General features: G+C 71.1%; 18 protein-coding genes and 1 other RNA gene. 5 read left to right on the top strand and 14 right to left on the bottom strand.

The features are described from left to right. Window positions 1-8: 8 nt before the first annotated feature. Together yicI and OG568_RS30925 are read left to right on the top strand one after the other, a co-directional pair. Window positions 9-2,291, top strand: a complete 2,283-nt coding sequence (gene yicI / locus OG568_RS30930; RefSeq protein WP_329533910.1) for an alpha-xylosidase — start codon at window positions 9-11, stop codon at window positions 2,289-2,291. After that, the gene (locus OG568_RS30925) at window positions 2,291-3,304 is read left to right on the top strand and encodes a LacI family DNA-binding transcriptional regulator (RefSeq protein ID WP_329533909.1); all 1,014 of its coding nucleotides are present in this window, start codon (window positions 2,291-2,293) and stop codon (window positions 3,302-3,304) included. The genes yicI and OG568_RS30925 overlap by 1 nt, the downstream gene beginning before the upstream one ends. 150 nt (window positions 3,305-3,454) lie before the next feature. Here the strand turns inward: OG568_RS30925 and OG568_RS30920 are convergent, their stop codons facing one another. The 10 genes from OG568_RS30920 to ftsE all read right to left on the bottom strand — a co-directional run bounded on the left by OG568_RS30920 (window position 3,455) and on the right by ftsE (window position 11,748). Then, window positions 3,455-4,363 (bottom strand): hypothetical protein, encoded by a 909-nt coding sequence (locus OG568_RS30920; protein WP_329533908.1) that lies wholly within the window; start codon window positions 4,361-4,363, stop codon window positions 3,455-3,457. A gap of 84 nt (window positions 4,364-4,447) precedes the next feature. Continuing rightward, window positions 4,448-5,191, bottom strand: a complete 744-nt coding sequence (locus OG568_RS30915) for a hypothetical protein (RefSeq protein WP_329533907.1) — start codon at window positions 5,189-5,191, stop codon at window positions 4,448-4,450. A gap of 34 nt (window positions 5,192-5,225) precedes the next feature. Then, window positions 5,226-5,597 carry a hypothetical protein gene (locus OG568_RS30910; RefSeq protein ID WP_329533906.1) on the bottom strand — a complete coding sequence of 124 codons (372 nt, stop codon included), beginning with the start codon at window positions 5,595-5,597 and terminating at the stop codon, window positions 5,226-5,228. Between the two features lie 86 nt (window positions 5,598-5,683). Continuing rightward, a complete protein-coding gene (locus OG568_RS30905) occupies window positions 5,684-6,958 on the bottom strand; it encodes a hypothetical protein (protein WP_329533905.1) in 1,275 nt (424 codons plus the stop codon). A 56-nt stretch (window positions 6,959-7,014) separates the two neighbouring features. Continuing rightward, on the bottom strand, window positions 7,015-7,212 hold the full coding sequence (locus OG568_RS30900; protein ID WP_329533904.1) for a hypothetical protein: 198 nt from the start codon (window positions 7,210-7,212) through the stop codon (window positions 7,015-7,017). Between the two features lie 539 nt (window positions 7,213-7,751). After that, window positions 7,752-8,140: a transfer-messenger RNA gene (gene ssrA, locus OG568_RS30895) on the bottom strand. 123 nt (window positions 8,141-8,263) lie between these two features. After that, a complete protein-coding gene (gene smpB / locus OG568_RS30890; RefSeq protein ID WP_329533903.1) occupies window positions 8,264-8,806 on the bottom strand; it encodes an SsrA-binding protein SmpB in 543 nt (180 codons plus the stop codon). Window positions 8,807-8,875: 69 nt separating this feature from the next. Next, window positions 8,876-10,042 (bottom strand): S41 family peptidase, encoded by a 1,167-nt coding sequence (locus OG568_RS30885; protein ID WP_266413529.1) that lies wholly within the window; start codon window positions 10,040-10,042, stop codon window positions 8,876-8,878. A 67-nt stretch (window positions 10,043-10,109) separates the two neighbouring features. Beyond that, window positions 10,110-11,027 carry a permease-like cell division protein FtsX gene (ftsX, locus tag OG568_RS30880; protein ID WP_329533902.1) on the bottom strand — a complete coding sequence of 306 codons (918 nt, stop codon included), beginning with the start codon at window positions 11,025-11,027 and terminating at the stop codon, window positions 10,110-10,112. Between the two features lie 31 nt (window positions 11,028-11,058). After that, window positions 11,059-11,748 (bottom strand): cell division ATP-binding protein FtsE, encoded by a 690-nt coding sequence (gene ftsE / locus OG568_RS30875; protein WP_067379910.1) that lies wholly within the window; start codon window positions 11,746-11,748, stop codon window positions 11,059-11,061. Window positions 11,749-12,148: 400 nt separating this feature from the next. Here ftsE and OG568_RS30870 point away from each other — a divergent pair, with 400 nt between their 5' ends. Then, the gene (locus OG568_RS30870) at window positions 12,149-12,340 is read left to right on the top strand and encodes a hypothetical protein (protein WP_266413524.1); all 192 of its coding nucleotides are present in this window, start codon (window positions 12,149-12,151) and stop codon (window positions 12,338-12,340) included. A 196-nt stretch (window positions 12,341-12,536) separates the two neighbouring features. Here OG568_RS30870 and OG568_RS30865 read toward each other — a convergent pair whose 3' ends face one another. The 4 genes from OG568_RS30865 to OG568_RS30850 form a co-directional block, all read right to left on the bottom strand. Then, a complete protein-coding gene (locus OG568_RS30865) occupies window positions 12,537-13,175 on the bottom strand; it encodes a hypothetical protein (RefSeq protein WP_329533901.1) in 639 nt (212 codons plus the stop codon). Between the two features lie 313 nt (window positions 13,176-13,488). After that, window positions 13,489-14,595: a peptide chain release factor 2 gene (gene prfB / locus OG568_RS30860; protein WP_097284945.1), complete on the bottom strand. Its 1,107-nt coding sequence runs from the start codon at window positions 14,593-14,595 to the stop codon at window positions 13,489-13,491. A 456-nt stretch (window positions 14,596-15,051) separates the two neighbouring features. Beyond that, window positions 15,052-16,296, bottom strand: a complete 1,245-nt coding sequence (locus OG568_RS30855; RefSeq protein ID WP_329533900.1) for a serine/threonine-protein kinase — start codon at window positions 16,294-16,296, stop codon at window positions 15,052-15,054. Window positions 16,297-16,431: 135 nt separating this feature from the next. Then, window positions 16,432-18,225 (bottom strand): serine/threonine-protein kinase, encoded by a 1,794-nt coding sequence (locus OG568_RS30850; protein WP_329533899.1) that lies wholly within the window; start codon window positions 18,223-18,225, stop codon window positions 16,432-16,434. 478 nt (window positions 18,226-18,703) lie between these two features. Here OG568_RS30850 and OG568_RS30845 point away from each other — a divergent pair, with 478 nt between their 5' ends. Next, entirely contained in the window at window positions 18,704-22,117 is a 3,414-nt protein-coding gene (locus OG568_RS30845) for an FHA domain-containing protein (protein ID WP_329533898.1), read from the top strand. A gap of 50 nt (window positions 22,118-22,167) precedes the next feature. Further along, entirely contained in the window at window positions 22,168-22,989 is an 822-nt protein-coding gene (locus tag OG568_RS30840; protein ID WP_329533897.1) for a 2-phosphosulfolactate phosphatase, read from the top strand. The last annotated feature ends 87 nt before the right edge of the window (window positions 22,990-23,076 follow it).

The following is a 23,076-nucleotide window of genomic DNA, read 5'->3' as shown; positions in this document are numbered from 1 at the left end:
GTGTGGGCGTGAAGTTCACCGACGGCTACTGGCTGCTGCGCGAAGGCGTCACCGCGGCCCACCCGGTCGAGGTCCTCGACGTCAGCGCGGCACAGGGAACCCTCGAGATCCACGCACCGACCCAGCCCATCCGCCACCGCGGCGACCTGCTGAAGGGACCGGTCGTGACGATCAGCGCGCACACGCCGATGCCGGACGTCATCGGCGTCACGTTCACACACTTCCAGGGCGAGGAACCGCGCGGCCCCCGCTTCGAACTCCACCGAAGCGTCCGGGGGTCTGGGGGATGTCCCCCGGAAGAGCACGGCTCCCCCACCGTGGAGTACGACGACGAGCACGCGACCCTCACCGCGGGCGCCCTGTCCGTGCGGGTCGCCCGCACCACCCCCTGGCACGTCGACTTCCTCGCCCACGGCCGCGTCCTCACCACCAGCGGCCCCAAGGGCATGGGCATCATGCGGGACGCGGCCGGCGCCCACTATCTGCGCGAGCAGCTGAACCTCGGCGTCGGCACCCAGGTCTACGGCCTCGGCGAGCGCTTCGGCCCGCTCGTCAAGAACGGCCAGGTCGTGGACATGTGGAACGCCGACGGCGGCACCGCCACCGAGCAGGCCTACAAGAACGTGCCGTTCTATCTGACGGACGCGGGCTACGGCGTCTTCGTCGACCATCCGGGCCGGGTCTCCTTCGAGGTCGCCTCGGAAGCGGTCTCCCGGGTCCAGTTCAGTGCCGAGACACAGCAGTTGACGTACTACGTCATCCACGGGCCGACCCCGAAGGACATCCTGCGCAAGTACACGCAACTCACCGGCCGCCCGGCCCTCCCACCCGCCTGGTCCTTCGGCCTGTGGCTGTCGACGTCCTTCACCACCTCCTACGACGAGGCCACCGTCACCTCCTTCATCGACGGCATGCGGAAACGCGAACTCCCCTTCTCCGTCTTCCACTTCGACTGCTTCTGGATGCGCGAGTTCAACTGGTGCGACTTCCGGTGGGACCCGCGCGTCTTCCCCGACCCGGAAGGCATGCTGACCCGGCTGAAGGACAAGGGCCTGCACATCTGCGTCTGGATCAACCCGTACATCGCGCAGCGCTCCCCGCTCTTCGCCGAGGGCAAGGCCCTGGGCCATCTCCTCAGGAAACCCGACGGCAGTGTGTGGCAGTGGGACCTGTGGCAGCCGGGCATGGCGCTGGTCGACTTCACCAGCCCCGCCGCCCGTGACTGGTACGCGTCGAAACTGGAGGCGCTGCTCGCCCAGGGCGTCGACTGCTTCAAGACCGACTTCGGCGAGCGGGTCCCCGTCGACGTGGCGTACGCCGACGGTGCCGACCCGGAACGCATGCACAACTACTACACCTATCTCTACAACCGCACCGTCTTCGAAGTGCTGCGTAAGCACCGGGGCGAGGCGGAGGCCGTCGTCTTCGCGCGCTCGGCGACGACCGGCAGCCAGCAGTTCCCGGTGCACTGGGGCGGCGACTGCGAGGCGACGTACGAGTCGATGGCCGAGTCGCTGCGCGGCGGACTGAGCCTCGGCATGTCGGGGTTCGGCTTCTGGAGCCACGACATCGGCGGCTTCGAAGGGACGCCGACCCCCGCCCTGTTCAAGCGGTGGATCGCCTTCGGGCTCCTCTCCTCCCACAGCCGGCTGCACGGCTCGTCCTCGTACCGGGTGCCGTGGCTGTTCGACGAGGAGGCCGTGGACGTACTGCGGCTGTTCACCCGGCTGAAGCTCGGCCTCATGCCCTATCTGTACGAGGCCGCCCGCGCCGCCCACGCGGAGGGCGTCCCGATGATGCGGGCGATGGTCCTCGAATTCCCCGACGATCCGGGGTGCGCGCACCTGGAACGGCAGTACATGCTCGGCCCCGACCTGCTGGTCGCGCCCGTCTTCAGCGACGACGGGGACGTCTCCTACTACGTTCCGGACGGCACCTGGACCCACTTCCTCACGGGGCGGACGGTGACCGGTCCGCGCTGGGTGCGCGAGCGGCACGGCTTCCTGAGCGTGCCGCTGCTGGTCCGGCCGGGCGCGGTGATCCCGGTGGGCGCGGTGGACGACCGGCCCGACTACGCCTACGCCGACGGGGTCACCCTGCGCGCGTACGGCCTGGAGCGCGGCGCCCAGGTCACGGTGCCGGTGGGCGAGGTGACCTTCACCGTCGTACGGGAAGGAGACACGCTCCGGGCGTCCTGCAGCGATCCCTCGGCACCCTGGGGGCTGGCCTCCGGGGAGCGGACCGCGCGGGCGCGGGCGGGGACCGGGTTCCTCACGGTGGAGCCCGCCTGATGGTCAAGATCACTGACGTGGCGCGGCACGCCGGGGTCTCCCCCAGCACCGTCTCCTACGCCCTCAGCGGCAAGCGCCCCATCTCCGAGGAGACCCGGCAGCGCATCGAGGCCAGCATCCGCGAGCTCGGCTACCGCCCGCACGCGGGGGCACGGGCGCTGGCCAGCAGCCGGTCCAACGTACTGGCGCTGGTGGTGCCCCTGCGGGCGGGCATCCATGTGCCGGTGGTGATGCAGTTCGCGGTGTCGGTGGTGACGGCGGCGCGGCAGCACGATCACGACGTCCTGCTGCTGACGCAGGAGGAGGGCGAGGAGGGGCTGCGGCGGGTCGCGGACACCGCGCTGGTGGACGCGCTGATCGTGATGGACGTCCAGCTCCACGACCCCAGGCTGCCGCTGCTGCGCGCCTTGGACCGCCCCTCGGTCCTCATCGGGTTCCCTGCCCGGCCCGCCGGGCTGACCTGCATCGACCTGGACTTCAAGGCGGCGGGCGAGCTGTGCGTCGAGCGGCTGGCGGGGCTCGGGCACCGGGTCGTGGCGCTGGTCGGGTCGCCGCCCGAGGTGTACGTACGGGGGACGGCGTTCGCCCAGCGCGTGGTGGAGGGCTTCACCGCCGCCGCCGACCGGAGCGGGCTGGCGTCCTCCGTCCACCCCTGCGAGGCCTCGCCCGCCGCCGCCCGCCGGGTCGCCGAACAGCTTCTGCGCGAACAGCCGGCGCTCACCGGCGTCGTCGTGCACAACGAGCCGATCCTGGAACCGCTGATCGACGCCTTCGAGCAGCTCGGTCTGCGGGTCCCCGTCGATCTCTCCGTCACCGCGATCTGCCCGGACGAGCTCGCCGAGAACGTCCGCGTCCCCGTCACCTCCGTCGCCATCCCGTCCACCGAGGTGGGCACGCGGGCGGTGGAGCTGCTGATGAGGAAGCTGGGCGGCACCGGCGTACCCGAGGCCACGCTCCTCGCACCCCGGCTGACGGAACGCGCGAGTACCGCACCACGCACGCTGAACCCTTGAGGAGCCGTGACTCACCTCGCACTGAGCCCCGTCAGTCGGCCTCGATCAGATAGTCCACGTAGGAGACGTGATACTCGCCGTACCCGAACCGCTCGCCGATCGCCTCGTACCGGTCGTACTGCTCCTGCGTGAGTCGCACGGACAGCGCGCTCAGGACGCGGAGGAACAACCGGAACCCGAGGTCGGGATCGATCCGGGTGACCACGTGTTCCAGCGCGTCCATGACATCCGCGGCGAGAACGGGATGCCAGTGGGGCCTGATGGCCTTGTCCACCACCGCGGGCGCTGTCTCCCGGCATCGCGGCGGGCGGGGTCGATGGGCGGCCACGCGATGTCGAGACCGGAGTCGACCAGCGCGGAGTGGTGCTCGAACCTGTCGGCGAGCGCCTGGAACCGGTCGTACCACTCCTTGTCGATCCGTACGGAGTAGGCCTTCAAGGCCCGCAGGAAGAGCCGGAAGCCAAGTTCGGGATGGACAACGGCCACCTCTTCGAGGGCCGACAGGGTGTCGGGGGAAGGGAGGGACCCTGCCGATCGCTTGCGGCAGAACCGTATCTCCGCGACGACGTCGTCACGCACCTCGTCGGCCGCCGGCGGCCGGGCGTCCCACAGCGGGGAAGGTGCCGGGCGCCGCCCGGGGACTTTCCGGGGTGGGCGGGCGGCGCAGGTCTCGTCGATGCGCCGCAGCCAGTCACGGGCGCTCATGCCGTGCGCCGCGGGATCCCACACGCCCCCGGCGGCCGCTCGCCACACGGTCCGGATCGCCTCGTCCGTCAGCGGCGACTCGACGAGCCCGCGCACGTCCTCGCGCAGATCGTCGGCGTACCCCCACTCGTCGTGGCTGGTGTCATAGCCGAGGATGCTCCGCTCATCCGCGCCGAGATGGTCGACGCTGCCCACGGGACGCTCACGGTCATACGCGTCGAGCTTCGCCGTGACGAGCCCCAGTGCCGCGTCGGTGTTCTCCGGAGCGGGTGAGAGGGCGAACGCCTCGGTCAGCCCACTGAGCCCGAAGTCCGTGTCGTAGTCCACGTAGTACGGCTCTTGCCGTCCTGTCACAGTCGTTCCCTCCACCTTTTCAGGCTTTTCAGGCCTCTCACGGCATACACGAGCCGCACTTCACCGGTCGCGTTCAGCGGACTCTCACACCTCCCGGTCCCCCTGCCAGGTGACCGACGTCATGGCGGCCGGACCGCCGTTCGCCAGGCCTTTGTAGGTCACCTTCCGGGCAGGGCCGAGCTCGTGCGCGACGCGTCTCGCCAGTTCCGTCCCTTCGTGGAAGAGCCGTTCCCACTCATCGTCGTACTTACAGTCCTCCCGGTCCCGCAGGTCCAGGTTCACCGTGGTGTCGATGCTCTTCGCCCACGCGTACAGATCGGCCACCAGTTCCTCGGACAGATGCAGACTGCCCACGGGACCGTCCGGCGCGAAGTCTCCGAACCCGTCCGCGCGGAGCGGATACCACTTGAACTCGCCTTCGACCACGATGTGGAGCGGGTGCGGGGGCTCGCCGTGCTCGTCGAGGGCCCAGTCCAGGCGTCCGCATCCCCAGCACACGAACTTCGCCCTGGCCTGCCTCTCGTCCCAGTACCGCACCACCCACGTGGGCCCCAGCTGCCTCGCCACGGCCTGGGCGATCTCCAGGCCTCGTTCGACGTACCTCCGCATGTGCCGGCGGGACGGGAAACCGTCCGATGGGCGGGACAACGACCAGGAACGCAGCGCATCCGCCAAGTCCGCCGGGAGGACCAGCCCGTCATCGTCCAGCGGGGTGTTACGGGTGAAGGCGCCGATGTCCTCGTGGTCCTTGGGATCCGCCGGCTCGTACAACGGAGACCGCTCGCCCCGGGCGCGGACGAGCAGGTGCCGGGGTTCGTTGTGGATCACGATGGACGGCCAACCGTGTGGGGAAAGAAATCCATCATCCCTTCCCTTCCGGTAGGGCTCCGGAAGCTTCGCGCAGGGCGATGCTTTTACTCGCCATCCGCGCGAGCGACTTGGCACGCGCGACGAAGATCTCCGTGTCGTCCATCCTGGAGGTCACATCCGGTGGGTAGATCACGGAATCCACATGGTCGGGGAATTCGTCACGCAGCGCGGTCAGAACGTTCGTCTGATCGGGTTCGGGAAGGTCGCCGATGAACACGTAACCCGATACGGCGCCCGCGGCGACATCACGCTTTGCGTGCTCGTCCGTCACCCGCCGGAGAATGAAGGCGACCGCATCGCCGAAGAGGGTGGCGGTGGCGAACCAGTCGAGGTCCTCTCCTTCCCCTCCGGAGGGGAAGGACACGAGCTTTGTCATCGCTTCCTTGCCTTTGCAGCGAGCGGTGGGCGGGGCCTTGAGAGGGCCGACCACCGCAGGGTGAACAGATTGCTCTATCGGGTGATGCGGCGCTCCAGCTCTCGGCGTACATAGTCCTCGCCGCAGCCCAGCCGATCGGCGAGCCGCTCGAAGCGGGTGTACCGGGCCTCGGTGATCGGAGCCTCGTAGGCGTCGAGGAGCCGCAGCAGGAGGCGGAAGCCGAGGTCGGGATCGGCTTCCGTCACGACCTCGCCGATCAGGGCGGCGCAGGTCGCGCCCAGGGCCGGAGCGGCCGCCTGGACCTCGGTGAGAACGGCGTCCGCGAGATCGGTGCGCGGGGGACGTGGCCCGGGTGTGTACGCGGGGTCGACCTCGTTCAGCCGCTCCCGGCACACCTCGGCGATCTGGCGCAGCCAGGTCCGTCCGTCGGCGTCGAACTCCTCACTTGTGTACCGCCGACGGGAGGCTGTCCTCCACACCGCGGTGATCTGCTCGCCGGTGAGCGGGGAGTCCAGGAGGCAGGTGACGTCCTCCAGCAGGACGGCCGCCTGCACCCCGGGCACGAGACCGGCATCGGCGTGCACGAACCGGACGACATGCTCGCGCGGCGTCCCCGTGCCCTCGTACCGCCACGCGTCCCACTCCCCGTCGAACTGCCGGGAGAGCGCCGGCAGTCCGAAGCCGAACTCGAAGTCCCGCCGGACGGCGCCGAGGGGCGGCCAGCACACGCTCAGCTCCTCGAAAACGGCGGTGAGGGGGTAGTCGAGCCGTTCACCGAGGTCCAGGAACCGGTGGTACTGATCGTCCGCCACCCTCACCGAGTACGTCTTCAGGGCGCGCAGCAGCAGACGCAGGCCCAGGTCCGCGTCGGCCTCCCGGACCACCCGTTCCAGTGCGGACACGAGATCCGGCACCGGGACCGCGGTCGTCAGGGCGGGCGCGAGCAGCCGGAGTTCCGCCGACACGGCGTCGCGCAGTTCCTCCTCGGTCACCGTCGGACCGCCCTCGGAGCCGGCCGGCGGGCGCGGCGGGCAGGTCTCGAGGACGCGGCGCAGCCACGCCCGCGCGTCCAGGCCGTGCTCGGCCGGGTCGAAGCCGCGCCGGGTGGCGGCCAGCCATACGGCGCGCAGCGTCTCCTCGGGCAGCGGCGACTCCAGCAACAGCCGTACGTCCCTGCCGAGTCGGTCGTCCTCGTCGAGGACCGCCCGCGCGGCGAGGGCCGCCATCGTCGGCTCGTCGATACGGAACCTCGTGCGGTCACACACCGTCCCGGCCAGACCGCTGAGGCCGAAGTCCGCCGAGTAGTCCACGTAGTACACCTCGCGGTGCGCCATCACAGAACCTTTCACGGTCACAGGCCCCTTCTTTCGTGCCAAGAGGCCCGAGACCTTGCTCGTACTCGCTTCTACTGCATCTTCGGGAGCGGATAGGACGTGTGGACGACGAAGTTCGTCGGCTTGTGCGGCTGTACGGGGTCCTTCTTCGCCACATACCTCAGCACGATCCGGACCGACTTGCCGGACTCCTCACCGGCCCCGGGACCGCCCTTCTTGAACACCTTTCCGAGCACGTCCGTCTCGCTGCGGACTTCCCAGTCCTTCATCGCGGCGGAGGGCAGGCGGGGACGCCCGTCCGGAGGGGCGGAGGAGATGCGTGAAGCTCAGCTCGCTGCCTCGGCATGGAGGCGGCGGCGGCAGACACAGGCACGGCGGTATCGCGGCATGACGGTCTTTCCCTCCCGTGGCGACGGTGTTCCCCCGGTCGCCCATCGACTCGCGCGTCGGCCGAGGGGTCAGACTCGGCCAGGCGCGGCGATCACCATAGGCAGGGATGACCGGGACAGGACAAGGAATATTTCGAGGCCGGAACGGCGTGGCGCGATAGCGCCCATGGCGGTCCACGGCCCCCGACGCGAGCAAGTCCCGTGCACAAACAGGGGATTACCTGTGCGCCTCCCGTGAAGATGGAGGCCGACTGGGTGGGCCCGGCAGGCCGTCCCGCGCCAGAGTCGGCCGAAAACCACCCACCGGTCGACCACTCGGCAGGGTCGGCCGTCGGTCACCGGGCATGACAAAGGCCCCGCCGCTCGAAAGCGAAGGGGCCTTTGCCCACATGGGATGTGGAGGCCCGAGGACCTCCTGATCGTGGAGATGGCGGGAATCGAACCCGCGTCCACCGGTGCAGAATCAGGGCTTCTCCGTGTGCAGTTCGCTGCGATTTTCTCGGCCCCGGTGATCACGCGAACAAGTCGCCGACGGGCCCAGCCACTGTTTGATTTCCCATCGAACCCCGTGACCGGGCTCGGTGGTTTAGTTCCCTAGATTATGCCAGGATCCGGGTCGGGAACACCCCCGGGCTGACACCCATTAAGGGTCCTTCACTCACTGCTTATTAGGCAGCGAGGGCGAAGGACTGGGAATCGCTCTTGGAATTGGCGATTATTGGTTGCGACATATGGTTAACGAGATCATTGTCGCTTCCTCGACACGCTTCCCCTGCTTCGACATCCGCTGTCGAAACCGATCATCCCCATGTTGTTTTTTCAAGCCCCTCCGAGGAGGGTTGCGCACCCGCTGTGAGGTGCAGATCCCATCGTACGTGACCAACGCACGACGGTGCCACCATATTCCCGTGGCCACGCGCCATACCCGTGGCTACGCGCCCCGCTGCTTCCGCTTCGCCGCCGCGATCGCGCGGTCCGACTCCCGGCGGTCCTGCTTCTCGCGCAGGGTCTGCCGCTTGTCGTACTCCTTCTTACCGCGGGCGAGCGCGATCTCGGCCTTCGCGCGGCCGTCCTTGAAGTACAGGGCGAGGGGCACGATCGTGTGACCCGTCTCCTCCGACTTCGACGCCAGCTTGTCGATCTCCTCGCGGTGCAGGAGCAGCTTGCGCTTGCGGCGCACCGTGTGGTTGGTCCAGGTGCCCTGGCTGTACTCGGGGATGTGGGCGTTGTGCAGCCACGCCTCGTTCCCGTCGATCTGGACGAAGCCGTCGGTCAGCGAGGCGCGTCCCTGGCGCAGCGACTTGACCTCGGTGCCGGTGAGCACGAGTCCGGCCTCGTAGGTGTCGATGATCGCGTAGTCGTGCCGTGCCTTCTTGTTCTGCGCGACGATCTTGCGCTTGCCGTCCTTGGCCTTCGCGGCCCCTCCGCCCTGCTTGGGCTGGGACTCCTTCGGTACGTACATTCCCTTGCTCATAGTGCTGACCATTTTCGCACTACAGGGGGGTCCGGGGGAAAGCCGATTACAGCGGCACCGCGCTGGTGACTACGAAGGGTCGCCGAGGCCGCTGAGTACGGTCTCCGCCCGCTCCAGGGCCTCCGCGTCCACCTCCAGGTCGGGGGTGATGCCCCGTCCGTCGACGGTGTGCCCGGCGGGGGTGCGGTAGTGGCCGACGGTCAGCTCGGCGACGGAGCCGTCGGGCAGCCGGCTCGGCATCTGGATCGAGCCCTTGCCGAAGGTCCTGGAGCCCACGACGACCGCACGGCCGCGGTCCTGGAGGGCCCCGGTGAGCAGCTCGGCCGCGCTCATCGTGCCGCCGTCGACGAGCGCGACCAGGGGTCTGGTGGTTTCGCCGCCGGGATCGGCGTGCAGGGAGCGCTGCGCGCCGTTGACGTCGTAGGTGGCGACGAGGCCGCCGTCGAGGAAGGCGGAGGCGGCGGTGACGGCCTCGGTGACCAGTCCGCCGGAGTTGCCCCGCAGGTCGAGGACGATCCCGGCGTGCTCGGGGGTCTGCTCGACGGCGGTCCGTACGGCGTCGCCGACGCCCTTGGTGAAGGCGGCGACCTTGATCACGGTCACGCCGCCGGGAAGCTTGTGGACGGTCACGGAGTCCGTGGACAGCCTCGCCCGGCGCAGCGTCTCGCTCCACGCGCGTGTGCCGCGCTCGAGGCCGAGGGAGACCTTCGTACCGGCGGCGGCGTCGTCCGCGTCCCCGCGCAGTAAGGAGACGACCTCGGTGACCGGCCGGCCGTCCACCTTCTCGCCGTCGACGCTGCGCAGCCGGTCGCCCTTGCGGATCCCGGCGGCCGCCGCGGGCGAGCCGCTCTGCACCCGGGTCACCTCGATCCGGCCGTCACGCTCGCGCCGGGCCCACAGCCCCACGCCCGTGTACTGGCCGTCGAGGGCCTCCTCGAACTCCTCGTACTCGCCCTGGGAGTAGACGGCGCCCCAACGGTCTCCGCTGCGGCTGACGGCCCGCTCGGCGGCCTCCATCGGGGACTTGCCGTCGGCCATCGCCTCGGCGGCCGCGTCGGTGACCGTCTCCCGGTGGGCCGCCGGGGTCGTACGCGCCGAAGGGGGCGGGGTTCTCCGGTCGGGGTCACCGAACGACCCGGTCGCGGCCCCCGCGACGAGAACGCTCGCGAAAAGCAATGTCAGGGCGGCCCCGCGGCCTGCGCGGCGGGGCTGACAGAACAGGTCTCGGCCTGACATGGCGGTGAGTCTAGGACAACGCAAAGGGCCGTACCGCCGGTTGGCAGTACGGCCCCCTTGGCATGCGTCACACCTTCAGGTACTTGCGCAACGCGAAGAACGCGGCAAGCGCGGGCATCAGCAGACTCGTCGCGAGGATGAGCGGCAGCTTGGTGAGCACGGCGTCCCAGCCGATGAAGTTGATCAGATTCAGCTTCTGGGACAGCGCGAGGCCGTGATCGATGATGAAGTACCGCGCGACCAACAGGAATCCGCAGGCGACGCCTCCGCCGATCAGTCCGGCGACCGCGGCCTCCATGATGAACGGCGCCTGGATGTAGAACCCGGAGGCGCCCACGAGCCGCATGATGCCGGTTTCCCTGCGCCGGCTGAACGCCGAGACACGCACCGTGTTGACGATCAGCATCAGGGCGACCACGAGCATCATCGCCATCACCGCGCGCGCGGCCCAGTTCATGCCGTTGAGCAGCCCGAAGAGGTTGTCCAGGATGCCCTTCTGGTCCTGCACGGACTGCACGCCGTCACGGCCGTCGAAGGCGGTCGCGATGACCTGGTACTTCTGCGGGTCCTTCAGCTTGATGCGGTACGACTCCTGCATCTGGTCCGGCGTGAGGGAGCTGGCCAGCGGGGAGTCGCCGAACTGCTCCTTGTAGTGCTTGTACGCCTGGTCCGACGACTCGTACGAGACCTTCTCGACGACGTTCATCTTGGCCAAGTCACTCTTGATCTGGGTCTTCTGCTCGGCGGTCACGGCCCCCTTGGCGCAGTTGGGGTCGGACTCCGCGTCACTCTTGTTGCAGAGGAAGATCGAGACGTTGACCTTGTCGTACCAGTAGCCCTTCATGGTGCTCACCTGATCGCTCATCAGCAGCGAACCGCCGAACAGGGCGAGGGAGAGGGCGACCGAGACGACGACCGCGAAGGTCATCGTCAGATTGCGACGGAGACCGACACCGATCTCCGACAGAACGAACTGGGCGCGCATGGCGTCTGCTAAGCCTTTCCGTGGACCGTCGTCAGTGCTGGTAGCCGTAGACGCCGCGCGCCTGGTCGCGGACGAGGCGGCCCTGCTCCAGCTCGATGACGCGCTTGCGCATCTGGTCCACGATGTTCTGGTCGTGCGTCGCCATCAGCACGGTGGTGCCCGTCCGGTTGATGCGGTCGAGCAGCTTCATGATGCCGACGGAGGTCTGGGGGTCGAGGTTGCCGGTCGGCTCGTCCGCGATGAGGAGCTTGGGCCGGTTCACGAAGGCTCTCGCGATGGCCACGCGCTGCTGCTCACCACCGGACAGCTCGCCGGGCATCCGGTCCTCCTTGCCGCCGAGCCCGACGAGGTCGAGCACCTGGGGCACGGACTTGCGGATCTCGCCACGGGACTTGCCGATGACCTCCTGCGCGAAGGCGACGTTCTCGGAGACCGTCTTGTTCGGCAGCAGGCGGAAGTCCTGGAAGACGGTTCCCAGCTGGCGGCGCATCTGCGGCACCTTCCAGTTGGAGAGGCGTGCGAGGTCCTTGCCCAGGACGTGCACCTGGCCTTGGCTGGTCCGCTCCTCGCGGAGGATCAGCCGCAGGAAGGTGGACTTTCCGGAGCCGGAGGACCCCACGAGGAACACGAACTCACCACGCTCGACCTCCAGGGTGACATCCCTGAGAGCGGGGCGGGTCTGCTTGGGGTAGACCTTGGAGACACTGTCGAATCGGATCACGGATGCACCACGGGTCGCCGGGGGTAGGTGAGCGTGACCATACGCGAACCGGGTGCACGAGCGCAGTCGCCGGTCAAGGTTGCGCGGGGGTTGTGCGGGGCTTGTGCGTTTTTGTGCAGGTCTTTTGCGGGGCCCTTTTGTACGGGCCTTTGTACGGGCACCCCCGTAGGCGCACGGTGAACCGCGCGCCCGGTCTCCACCGGTCTCCACCGGTCGGCAGCCGCGGACCCGACCCCGCCCGCCCCTCCGGAAGCGCCCGTTTCCCCGCCTAACCCGCGGAGCGCAGGGCAGGATAAGGCGAGCCGCGCCGATTTCCGCGGAACCTGGCACAGTGGAGGGGGAACGCTTGCGTTCCCCGCAGCGTTATGTAAGCGGTGAACGGCGCAAGGAGGGCAAGCGCATGACGTACGACCGATTGGTGTGCGCGAACTGCGCGGCGCCCGTCAGCGAGGGCCGCTGCGCGGTCTGCCGTGCGAACCGGGAGCGGCTGCAGCAGGAGAGCCCCTTCGCGGGACTGAACCCGATGGCGCTGATCGCGCTGCTCGCCGTACTGATCGCGGCGGTGGCACTGCTGGCGCACCAGACGGCATGAGTCTCGCGAGAGCGGCGGTGTGACCACTGTCACCATCCGAGGTGGTCACCATCTGAATCCGAGGCGGTCGCCATCCGAGGCGATCACTCTTTGAAGCACCCCTGATGCGCCCGACGACGTGCGTGACGGCGCGCCTGACACGAGAGGGGCCCGGAGCAAGCCGCTCCGGGCCCCTCTCGTGCTGTGTTCAGCTGCGTCAGGCAGCGGCGCCGCGGCCGCTCGCGAGGCGCGGCAGCAGACGGAAGCCGATACCGCCCGCGATCATCGTGGCGGCGCCGACCAGCAGGAACGCGGTCTCGCCGGCACCCGTCTCGGCCAGCTCCCCCTTCTTGCCCTGGGCGGAGGTGTCGGACGAGGTGTTCGCTCCGGTGTCGGTCAGGACGGAGGAACCCTTGCCCTGCTCGACGGGCTTGGAGCCACCGTCGGGGTTGGTGTCATTGCCACCGGTGCCGGTGCCCGTGCCGGAACCGTCCGTCGGGTCGTCCGTCGGGTCGGTGGGCTCGGTGGGGTTCTCGGTGGGGTCGGTGGGGTCGTCCGTCGGCGTACCCGGGTCCGTCGTCGGGTCGGTCGGCGTACCCGGGTCCGTCGTCGGATCGGTGGGCGTACCCGGGTCCGTCGTCGGATCGGTGGGCGTACCCGGGTCCGTCGTCGGATCGGTCGGGAGGGTGGTGGGAATGCCCGTCTCGGTCGGGGTGGCGCTCGGGTCCCCGTCGACCGTGACACCGACATTGATGTCGAGAGCCGAGGCGGCACCCGCGGCAGTCAGCGAAGCACCGGCGGCGATCACCACACCGGCTGCTATGCGTGCCACGCGGATCCGCGTCTTCTTGGTCATATGTTTGCTACCCCCAGTAGCTGATCGTCAATGGAGCAGCGCCCGGGGCCACGGCGTCACAGGTGGCTCTCTCAGCCCCCCGGTTCACATGCGCCCCAGAGATACGCATGCCACGCGCCACCATTCCCAGTTTTCACAGCAACGTCAAGGTCGTTGCGTACGCGATGTCCGGATCAATGACATTTGCCTGCCGTGCGGACATGTGACTGTGACGTAAAACCCAGAAATCCCCCACACAAAAGGCAACTGCCGCCCGATGGGCGGCAGTTGCCTTGTCGACAAAGCGGCATCAAGATGATGTTGAAGCCTCGAACTACTTCTCCTGCTGCTTGCGCCAGCGAATTCCGGCCTCGATGAATCCGTCGATCTCGCCGCCGAAAACGGCCTCGGGGTTACCGACTTCGAACTCGGTCCGCAGATCCTTGACCATCTGGTACGGGTGCAGGACGTACGAACGCATCTGGTTTCCCCAGGAGTTGCCGCCGTCGCCCTTGAGGGCGTTCATCTTGGCCTGCTCCTCCTGGCGGCGCCGCTCGAGCAGCTTGGCCTGGAGCACGTTCATCGCGCTCGCCTTGTTCTGGATCTGCGACCGCTCGTTCTGGCAGGAGACGACGATGCCGGTGGGGAGGTGGGTGAGGCGCACCGCGGAGTCGGTGGTGTTGACGCCCTGACCGCCCGGGCCGGACGACCGGTACACGTCGACGCGCAGTTCGGACTCGTCGATCTCGATGTGATCGGTCTGCTCGACGACGGGCAGGATCTCGACACCCGCGAAGGACGTCTGGCGGCGCCCCTGGTTGTCGAACGGCGAGATGCGCACGAGGCGGTGGGTGCCCTGCTCCACGGAGAGCGTCCCGTACGCGTACGGGACGTGGACGGCGAAGGTGGTGGACTTGATGCCCGCCTCTTCCGCGTACGAGGTCTCGTAGAGCTCCGTCTTGTACCCGTGGCGCTCGGCCCAGCGCAGGTACATGCGCTGGAGCTTCTCGGCGAAGTCGGAGGCGTCGACGCCGCCGGCCTCGGCACGGATGGTGACGACGGCCTCACGGGAGTCGTACTCCCCGGAGAGCAGCGTCCGGACTTCCATCTCGTCCAGCGCCTTCTTGACGGAGACGAGCTCGGACTCGGCCTCGGCACGGGTGTCCGGGTCGTCCTCCTCCTCGGCCATCTCGAAGAGCACGCTCAGATCGTCGATACGCCCGCGCAGCGCCTCGGCCTTCCTGACCTCCGCCTGGAGGTGGCTCAGCTTGCTGGTGATCTTCTGCGCCTCGTCCGGGTCGTCCCACAGGGACGGCGCGGCCGCCTGCTCCTCGAGCACGGCGACATCTGCCCTCAGCTTGTCGAGGTCCAGGACGGCCTCGATCGACTCCATGGTCGAGGAGAGGGACTTGAGCTCTTCGGATACATCGACGACTGCCACGCCTCCAGCGTAACGGCTGCCGCAAGCGAGGCTCGCCCCTCGTCCGACGGGGGCAGCGCAAGGCCTCCCCGGGGGCTCCGCCCCGGCCCCCACCGGCCTGAACGGCCTCGTCCTCAATCGCCGGACAGGCTGGAAGGTCCGGGGAGCTCGGCACAGCCCCAGCCCCCAGGGGCACGGGCGCAGCCCGACCCCGAGGGGCGCGGGGAACTGCGCGACCGGCCCCCACCCACCCGCAGCCGAAAACCGACCACCCAGGGCTCGGGCGCAGCCCGGCCCCCAGGGGCGCGGGGAACTGCGCGACCGGCCCCCACCCACCCGCAGCCGAAAACCGACCACCCAGGGCTCGGGCGCAGCCCGGCCCCCAGGGGCGCGGGGAACTGCGCGACCGGCCCCCACCCACCCGCAGCCGAAGAACACACCCGGGGTCTGGGGCGGAGCCCCAGGTCGGGATGGGGGCTAGGGGGACGCCGGGGCCGAGTTCTTCGTGTCGTGCGGAGTCGCCCCCGCATCGTCACCCGACGTAGCCAGCCACGTACCGACCCCCACCACGGCGGCGAGAACGACCCCCGCCACCCCCAGAGTGATCCGGCGGCGCCGCGCCGACGCCCGGTGCCGAGCCGACCCCGGCCGAGGCGCCCCCGCCGCCCGCGGCGCCCGGGCCGTCCCCCGCGCGCCACCCGCCAGCTCGTCCGGCCCCGGCACCCTCATCGACGTGTGCGTGTCCCGATTGGAGTCCGGCGCGGCCCCCGGCACCAACGGCACCGCCCCCCGCCGCACCCGCGACGCCGGCGCCGTCGGCTCCGCCGGCGCCTCGCCGCCCTCGGGGGCGTCCTCCGCCGACTCCCCGTCCGGTTCGTCGACGTCCAGCGGCGGCATCCCGGCCAGCAGGGGCAGCTGCTCCCGCAGCCGCGCCCCCAGCTCGGACGCCCGCAACCGCGACGCCGGCGCCTTGGCCAGGCACTGCACGAGCAGCTGCCACAGCTCTTCGGGGATGCCGGGGAGGGGTACGACGGTCTCCGTCACGTGCCGCCGCAGTACCGCACCGGGATGCCCGCCCCCGAAGGGTGTGAACCCGGCGAGGAGCTCGTACAGGACGGTCGCCAGGGCGTAGATGTCGACGGCGGCCCGCGGCGGCAGCCCCTCGATGATCTCGGGCGCGAGATAGTCCGGCGTGCCGATGATCTTCGTGGCCCGGGTCCGCCGCGGTGAGTCGATGAGTTTGGCCACACCGAAGTCCGTGAGCAGCGCGGGGTGCGAGCCCCCCGGGCCCAGCGGGCCCTGCATGTCGAGCAGCACGTTCTCCGGCTTCACGTCCCGGTGCACGACCCCGGCCCCGTGCGCCGCCGCCAGCCCGTCGGCGACGTCGGCCACGATCGCGACCGCGGCCTCGGGCGCCAGCCGCCGTTCCCGGTCGAGCCGGGTGCGCAGATCCGTACCCCGTACGAGATCCATGACGAGCGCGAGGTCATTGCCGTCGACGACGAGGTCCCGCACCGCCACGACATGCGGGTGATCGAGCCCGAGCAGGGCCGTGCGCTCCTGTACGAAGCGGCCCACGAGCTCCTGGTCGGACGCGAGGTCCTCGCGCAGCAGCTTGATGGCGACGGGCCCCTCAGGTCCCTCACCGAGCCACACCGTGCCGGCACTGCCCCGCCCCAGAATCTGGTGGGCGGTGTACCGGCTCCCGATCTTGCGTGCCAAGACTGCTCCTACTGACGCGTGTTGTCGCTAAAAGTACGCGTCCGAAGAGCCAACCTTCACTCCGGAGACGGAAATCACCCGTCAGATGTCGACAAGTCCCCAGAGTCGCATGGGAGCTAACAGGAACTAAGGGAACTAGTTGGTGGAAGAGTCGCCGGAAGAGCCTCCGCCGAGATCCCCGATCCAGTCCTTCACGGTGTTGAACTCGTGGCGTAGCTCAGCCCAGAAGCCCCTGGTGGTCCCGATCCAGTCCTGCAGGGGACTGAACTCCCAGACCAGCCACGCCGCGACGAACAGGATGACGATCGTGAACAGGCAGCCCTTGAGGCAGCCGAGTCCCGGGATCTTCATCGGGTTGGCGCTGCGCTGCCGCGGCTCGCGCGACTGCCGGGGCGCCGGCGCCTCGGGCTGCTGCGGCGGGGGCGCGTACCGCTGAGGCTGCGGCTGCTGCTGGGGCGCGGGGGCGTACCCCTGCGGCTGCTGCTGCCGCTGGCTGCGCTGCTGGCGCTGCGGCTGTTGCTGCTGGGGCGCGTACTGCTGTTGCTGCTGCGCGTACTGCTGCGGCTGTTGCTGCTGCTGATACCCGTATCCGGGCGGCGGCTGCTGCCCCTGTGGCGGGCGCTGCTGTTGCTGGGGCCGCGCGACCTGTCGCTGGGGACGACGGCGCAGCGGGTCCTGGTCGGGGTCGAGGTACTGGACCTGGGTCTGTTCGTTGCGGTCGCGGGCCGCCCGCAGCTGGCTCTGCCAGGGGTGCGGGTCCTCGCCCTGCCCCGGCTGCCCGGGCTGTCCCGGCTGTCCGCCCGGCTGGTGCTGGGGCACCGGCGGCATGACGGCGGTCGGGTCGGCCGCGCCGCGGTGCGGCAGTACGGCGGTGGGGTCGGCGGCACCGGGCATGCCGGGGGCGCCGGTGTGCGGCAGGACGCTGGTCGCGCCGTTCGGGTCGTACGCCCCCGGGGCGCTGTGCGGCAGCACCTGCGTGGGGTCGGCCGCACCGGGCACGCCCGGCACCGCGGCCGGCGTCGGGTCGGGGGCGAGCAGTGCGCCCACGCCCTCCGCGGCGGCGATCTGCGCGGAGGTGGCGTGCACACCGATGCCCTCGGCGACGGTGCGCAGTCCACGGGCGAGGTTCTCGGCGCTGGGCCGCTCGTCCGGGTTCTTGCGCAGGCACCGCTCTATGACGGTCCACAGGGGGTCCGGGACGGTGGAGGGGCGGCGCGGCTCGGCGCTCAGGTGCTGGTGCAGCACTTCGAGTGCCGAGTCCCCGGCGAACGGGGGACGCCCGGTGACCAGCTCGTAGAGCAGGATGCCCGCGCCGTAGATGTCGACGGCGGACGTCTGCGGGCGCCCCTCCGCGGACTCGGGCGCGACATAGGCGGGCGTGCCGACGAACTCGTGGGTCCGGGTGAGGCCCGGGGAGTCGGCGAGCCGGGCGATGCCGAAGTCGGTGAGCATCGGGTGCATCTGGCCGCTGTCCTGCTTGAGCAGGACGTTCGCGGGCTTCAGGTCGCGGTGCACGACGCCGTCGGCATGGCTGGCGGCGAGCGCGTCGGCGACCTGGGCGGTGAGGAGGGCGGCGGCGACCGGTGAGAACGGGCCGTTCTCACGGAGGTAGCGGTGCAGGTCGGGGCCGTCGACCAGGTCCATGACCAGCGCGAGCAGGTCACCCTCGACGACGAGGTCGCGTACCCGCACGATGTTCGGGTGGGTCAGGCGCAGCAGAACGGAGCGCTCGCGCAGGAACCGCATCACGATGTCCGGGTCGTTGGCGAGCTCCTCTTTCAGGACCTTGATCGCCACGGTCTCACCGGGCTGGCCCGCTACGGCCGCCTCGGCGCCCGCGGTCTCCCGCTGGCGGGCTCGCCAGACGGTGCCTGTGGCGCCGCGCCCCAGCGGCTCCTCAAGGAGGTACTTGCTCCCTACCGGCCGCACGTCATGCGCTCCCTGTTGCTTGCTTGCCTGGTCCGTCCGCCGTTGTCAGCGTGCTGCGGCGGTTTCCGCCCCACTGTAGTGCCGAGGTACATGACACTGGGCTGTCGTCCGCGTGTGCTTCCCACTACTTCCCACATAGCGCTTGTGCTTCGCATAAGCGCTTACGTACGCGTTCCCGCACATGTTCGATGGGAAGACGCTCGCATTCGGCGGTTGGTTGCCGGACAGCGCCCGCGGGGGCGACGTGACCGATCTCAAGCGGGCACCGGTCGGGCACTGGTCAGGCACTTTTACGGGCAGAGCCGACCAATCAAGATCACTTGCCGGTGGGCGGCGGGCGTGTTGTCAGTGACAGGTGCGAGGATGCCTTCAGTACTGGCCGACGTGCCCGTGTGCGGTGGGGGATTCTGCGGTGGGGGACCGCGGCGCAGCCTCGCCCTCCTCGCGGGCGCCTGCGCGGAAGGGACCGCTGGCGGCGATGCAGATCCGGCTGACCGTCGTAGACCCGCTGGGCTCGCCCTCGGAGCCGCGGGGGCGGGCCGCGGCCTGCGATGTGCTGGTCACCGCTCCCGCCGGGACGGCGTTGGCGGCGGTGGCGGCGGGTCTGGCCTCGGCGGTCGGCGGCGAGGGCGCGGGCCAGCACGACCGGGGCCGAGAGCTCGGCGGAGGTCCCGTCGTGCTGTACGCGGGCGCGGAGCGCCTCGACGGCCAGCGCTGCACGCTGGGCGAGCCGCCGCTGACCGACGGCGCCGTGCTGTCCCTGGGCTGTCCCGCCGAACCCGGTCCGGACGTGGACGGGGTCGCGGCCCAGCTCCATGTCGTCGCGGGCCCCGACGCGGGCGGCGTCCACCTGCTGCACGGCGGCCGGATCGACATCGGCCGCTCCGCCGACGCGGACGTCCCACTGGACGACCCCGACGTCTCCCGCCTGCACTGCGCGGTCACGGTCACCCCCGAGGGCCGCGTCTCGGTCACCGACCTGGGCTCCACGAACGGCACGACGCTGGACGGCGCCCACGTCGGCACCCGCCCGGTCCGCTTCGGGCAGGGCGCGCTCCTGCGCGTCGGCGAGTCCGCCCTGCGACTGGCTCCGCCCGACGGCACGGACCCGTTGGGCACGACGCCCGACGGGGAGGGCCACGTCCGGGTGACCACGGCCACCGGTACAGCCACCGGTACGGACACCCGCCCGAAGCCGCCCGCCGACCCCGGACCCTCGTCGTCCTCCGCTGCTCCTGCCGCCTCCGCCGCCCCGTCCGCCCCTGTCGTGCCCCACACGCGCGTAGGGGGTGCCTCCGGTGCCGGAGCGCTGCCCGTCCCGCCCGCCGGTGACACACATCACGGCTTCGGAGCGGCGGAGTGGGGAGCCTCGGACGGCGTCCCCGAAGCGCAGGAGCACGGCCCTGTCGTGCCCGGGCAGGGCCGGGCGCCCCGCATCGAGAACAGGCCCGCGCGGCCGTCCGGCCCCGACCCGTCGGCGGGTGGCGCCACCGCCCACGCCTCGGCCCGCCCCGAGCCGGGCACCCGCAAAGGCACCCCCACGCGGGGCACCGACATATCGCCGGAAGTGCGCAGGCGAGGCGGAATCGGCGCGTGGGCGCGTCGGCTGACCGGCGGCAGGGGTGAGCTGCCGGGCGCCGGTCCGGGGGATCCGTACGACACGGACGGGGACGACGGGGCGGCAGAGTTCCTGGCGGCCTCGCTGCCCACACGGGCCCCGGAGAGCTGGCCCGACCCCGCGACGCTGCTGCTCACCGCGCTGGGCCCGGGACCGCGGCTGTGGGAGCGCGGCCCGGGCCACCCGGAGACGCTGACGGTGCGGCTGGGCACGGCCGACCGGGCGGCGCCCGACGGTTCGGGCCTGGTGCCCGCCGTGCCGGTGACCGCGGGCCTGCGGGAGGTCGGCTCGCTGGGCCTGGCGGGGCCGCGCACCCGGCTGGCCGGGCTGGCCCGCTCGGTGGTCGCCCAGCTCGCCGCGCTGCACTCCCCCGACGCCCTCGACATCGTTCTGATCAGCGCGGACCGCTCCCGCACGGTGGAGGAGCGCACCACCGAGTGGTCCTGGCTCGGCTGGCTCCCGCATCTGCGCCCCACCCACGGCCAGGACTGCCGCCTCCTCCTCGCCTACGACCGTGAACAGGCGACGGCCCGCACGGACGAGCTCCTGCGCCGCCTGGAGGACCACCTGACGGAAGCGGGCGGCACCCGGGGCGCGTACGACAAGGCCGATCGCGCTCCCGTGGACGCGCGGGGCGGCGCGCGGCGCCCGTCCTGGGCCCGCGACGAGGGCCCGACGGGCGCGGACCGGGACTTCGAGGGGCCCTTCACCGTGCTCGTCGTGGACGGGGATCCCGGAGGCGCCGATGTGCGGGAGGCGGTGCTGCGGCTGACGCACGAGGGCCCACGGGCCGGGATCCACGTGGTGTGTCTGGCCGAGACGGCGTCGGCGTCGCCCTCGTCCCCGGTGACGGAGACGTACGAGGCGGCCTGCGCGGCGTCACCGGCGTTCCGGGAGTGCGGGGCGGTCGCACTGCTCAGCGGGGACGTGGCGACGGCGCTGCGCCTGATGCGGGTGGGATCCAGCGGGCCCGTGGGACACGGCACGGTCGCCGCGGTGGACGCGGTGTCACCGGCCTGGGCGGAGCGTTTCGCGCGCGCCCTCGCCCCCCTTCGCACGGACGGCACACACGCCGACCGCCACGCGCGTGTGTCCGCGCCGCTCCCCCAAGCGGCCCGTCTGCTGGACGAGTTGGGACTGGCCCGGGCCACCCCGGCGTCACTCATGGCCCGTTGGGCGGACGCGGCGGACGACACGGAGGCTCTTGGCGGCCGCGGCCGGGCCGTCCTCGGCGCCGGCCCGCGCGGCCCGGTCGCCGTGGACCTCCCCGCCGAGGGCCCGCACCTGCTGATCGAGGGCCCGCCCGGCAGCGGTCGTACGGAGCTGCTCCGCGCGATCGCCGCGTCCCTGGCCGCCGCGGAGCGCCCCGACCGGCTCGGGATCGTGCTGATGGACGGGCGGGACAGCACCGGGGGCCACGGCACCGCCCAAGGGGCCGAGGGGCTGCGGGTGTGTACGGACCTGCCCCACGTCACCACCCACCTCACCGCCAACGACCCCGTACGGATGCGGGAGTTCGCCCAGTCCCTCAGCGCCGAGCTGAAGCGGCGGGCCGAGCTCCTGGGCCGGCTCGGCTTCGCGGAGTGGCACACGCGCGGCGAGGTGTCGGGCCGGATGGTCGCCCAGCGCACACCCAAACCCGCCCCGGGAGCGAAGCCCGGCTCCGCCTCCTCCTCCGGTGCCGCGGACCTCGACACGCCCCCCAGTTCGACCCTGCGGCTGCGCCCGGCGGCTGCCCGCGAACGCACGGATCCGGGCCCCCCGTTGGCCCGTCTCGTCGTCATCATCGACGACCTGGACGCGCTGCTCTCCCCGGCGCTGGGATCTCCGGGACGGCCTGCGGCCGGTTCGGTCGTACGGGCTCTGGAGGCCGTCGCCCGCGAGGGCGACCGCCTCGGCGTGCACCTTGTGGCCGCCGCCGCGGACGACGGCCGCACGGCGAGCACCGAACTGGGCCGCGCCGCCTCCCTGCGCATCGCCCTCGACCCGGTGTCCCCCGGTGCGGACGAACCCGCCCCCGGCCGTGGCCGCCTGTCCACCCCGGACGGCCGCCTCACGCCCTTCCAGGCCGGCCGGGTCACGGGCCGCATCCCCCGCACGGCCACCCTCCGCCCCACGGTCGTCCCCCTCGAATGGCACCGCATGGGCGACCCCCCGGCCCGCCGCCCCGTCCGCGAACTCGGCAACGGACCCACGGACCTGGCCCTGCTGGCCAGCGCGCTGGAGCGGGCGGCGAGGTCGGTGGCCGCGGTGGAGGTGCCGTCTCTGCTGTAGGACGTGTCCGTGCGCGCACTTCGAAGGAACGTGCGCGAGACTCCGCCCTCATGAGTGACTGGTATCTGCAGCGGGAGTACGGAGTCCGGTTCGAATGGGGGGCCGCCGGGGCGGAGCGGCTCGCGGCCGACGTCGCGTGTCTCGTGGTGGTGGACGTGCTGTCGTTCACCACCTCGGTGAGCGTCGCCGTCGAGGCGGGGACCCGGGTCCACCCCTATGCCTGGCGGGACGAGTCGGCGTCCGCCTTCGCCCGGAGCAACGCCGCGGAACTGGCGGTCGGGCGGCGGGCGGTGACCCCGGACGCTCCCTGGTCGCTGTCCCCCGCCGCGCTCCGGCGGGCCCCGTTCACCCCCCGGCTCGTACTGCCCTCGCCCAACGGGTCCGCCATCGCCGCGGCGGCGGGCGGATCGGCGGTGGTCGCGGGCTGTCTGCGCAACGCGTCGGCCGTCGGCCGGTGGCTGGCCCTCCATGGTTATGGAACACCGCAACGGTCACTCGCCGTGATCGCCTCGGGCGAGCGCTGGCCGGACGGCAGTCTGCGGCCCGGGCTGGAGGACTTGCTGGGGGCCGGAGCGGTCATCGCCGCGCTCCAGGCGACGGGCGGCACCGGACCGCTGTCGCCCGAGGCCGCCGCCGTACGGGCCGCCTTCACCGCGACCCCTGACGCGGCCGGCGCCGTGGCCGCCTGTTCCTCCGCCCTGGAGCTGGCCCGAAGCGGTTTCGCCGACGACGTGGCGATCGCGGTCGAGGTGGACGCGAGTACGACCGTGCCCGTCCTCACCGACGGCGCCTTCACCGACGCCGCCGTCATCGAGGGCACCCGTACCGACGGCCCCCTCGACGGCACGGTCCGCTCCACCCCGCCCGGCTGACCGGCCATCACCCGGCGTTCATATCTTCCATCTCTCCCAGCCCCACCGACCGCCGTCTCCTCACCCCACCGGCCACCGCACGGAGTT

The sequence above is a fragment of the Streptomyces sp. NBC_01450 genome (assembly GCF_036227505.1).
GTDB lineage: Bacteria > Actinomycetota > Actinomycetes > Streptomycetales > Streptomycetaceae > Streptomyces.
This window is presented reverse-complemented; position numbering and strand designations above follow the sequence as displayed.

Excerpts from the sequence above, each read along its gene's own strand:
- OG568_RS30925 (WP_329533909.1), top strand. The coding sequence starts at position 2,291 with ATGGTCAAGATCACTGACGTGGCGCGGCACGCCGGGGTCTCCCCCAGC.
- OG568_RS30900 (WP_329533904.1), bottom strand. The coding sequence starts at position 7,212 with ATGAAGGACTGGGAAGTCCGCAGCGAGACGGACGTGCTCGGAAAGGTG.
- smpB (WP_329533903.1), bottom strand. The coding sequence starts at position 8,806 with ATGAGCAAGGGAATGTACGTACCGAAGGAGTCCCAGCCCAAGCAGGGC.
- OG568_RS30885 (WP_266413529.1), bottom strand. The coding sequence starts at position 10,042 with ATGTCAGGCCGAGACCTGTTCTGTCAGCCCCGCCGCGCAGGCCGCGGG.
- ftsX (WP_329533902.1), bottom strand. The coding sequence starts at position 11,027 with ATGCGCGCCCAGTTCGTTCTGTCGGAGATCGGTGTCGGTCTCCGTCGC.
- OG568_RS30870 (WP_266413524.1), top strand. The coding sequence starts at position 12,149 with ATGACGTACGACCGATTGGTGTGCGCGAACTGCGCGGCGCCCGTCAGC.
- OG568_RS30865 (WP_329533901.1), bottom strand. The coding sequence starts at position 13,175 with ATGACCAAGAAGACGCGGATCCGCGTGGCACGCATAGCAGCCGGTGTG.
- OG568_RS30845 (WP_329533898.1), top strand. The coding sequence starts at position 18,704 with ATGCAGATCCGGCTGACCGTCGTAGACCCGCTGGGCTCGCCCTCGGAG.
- OG568_RS30840 (WP_329533897.1), top strand. The coding sequence starts at position 22,168 with ATGAGTGACTGGTATCTGCAGCGGGAGTACGGAGTCCGGTTCGAATGG.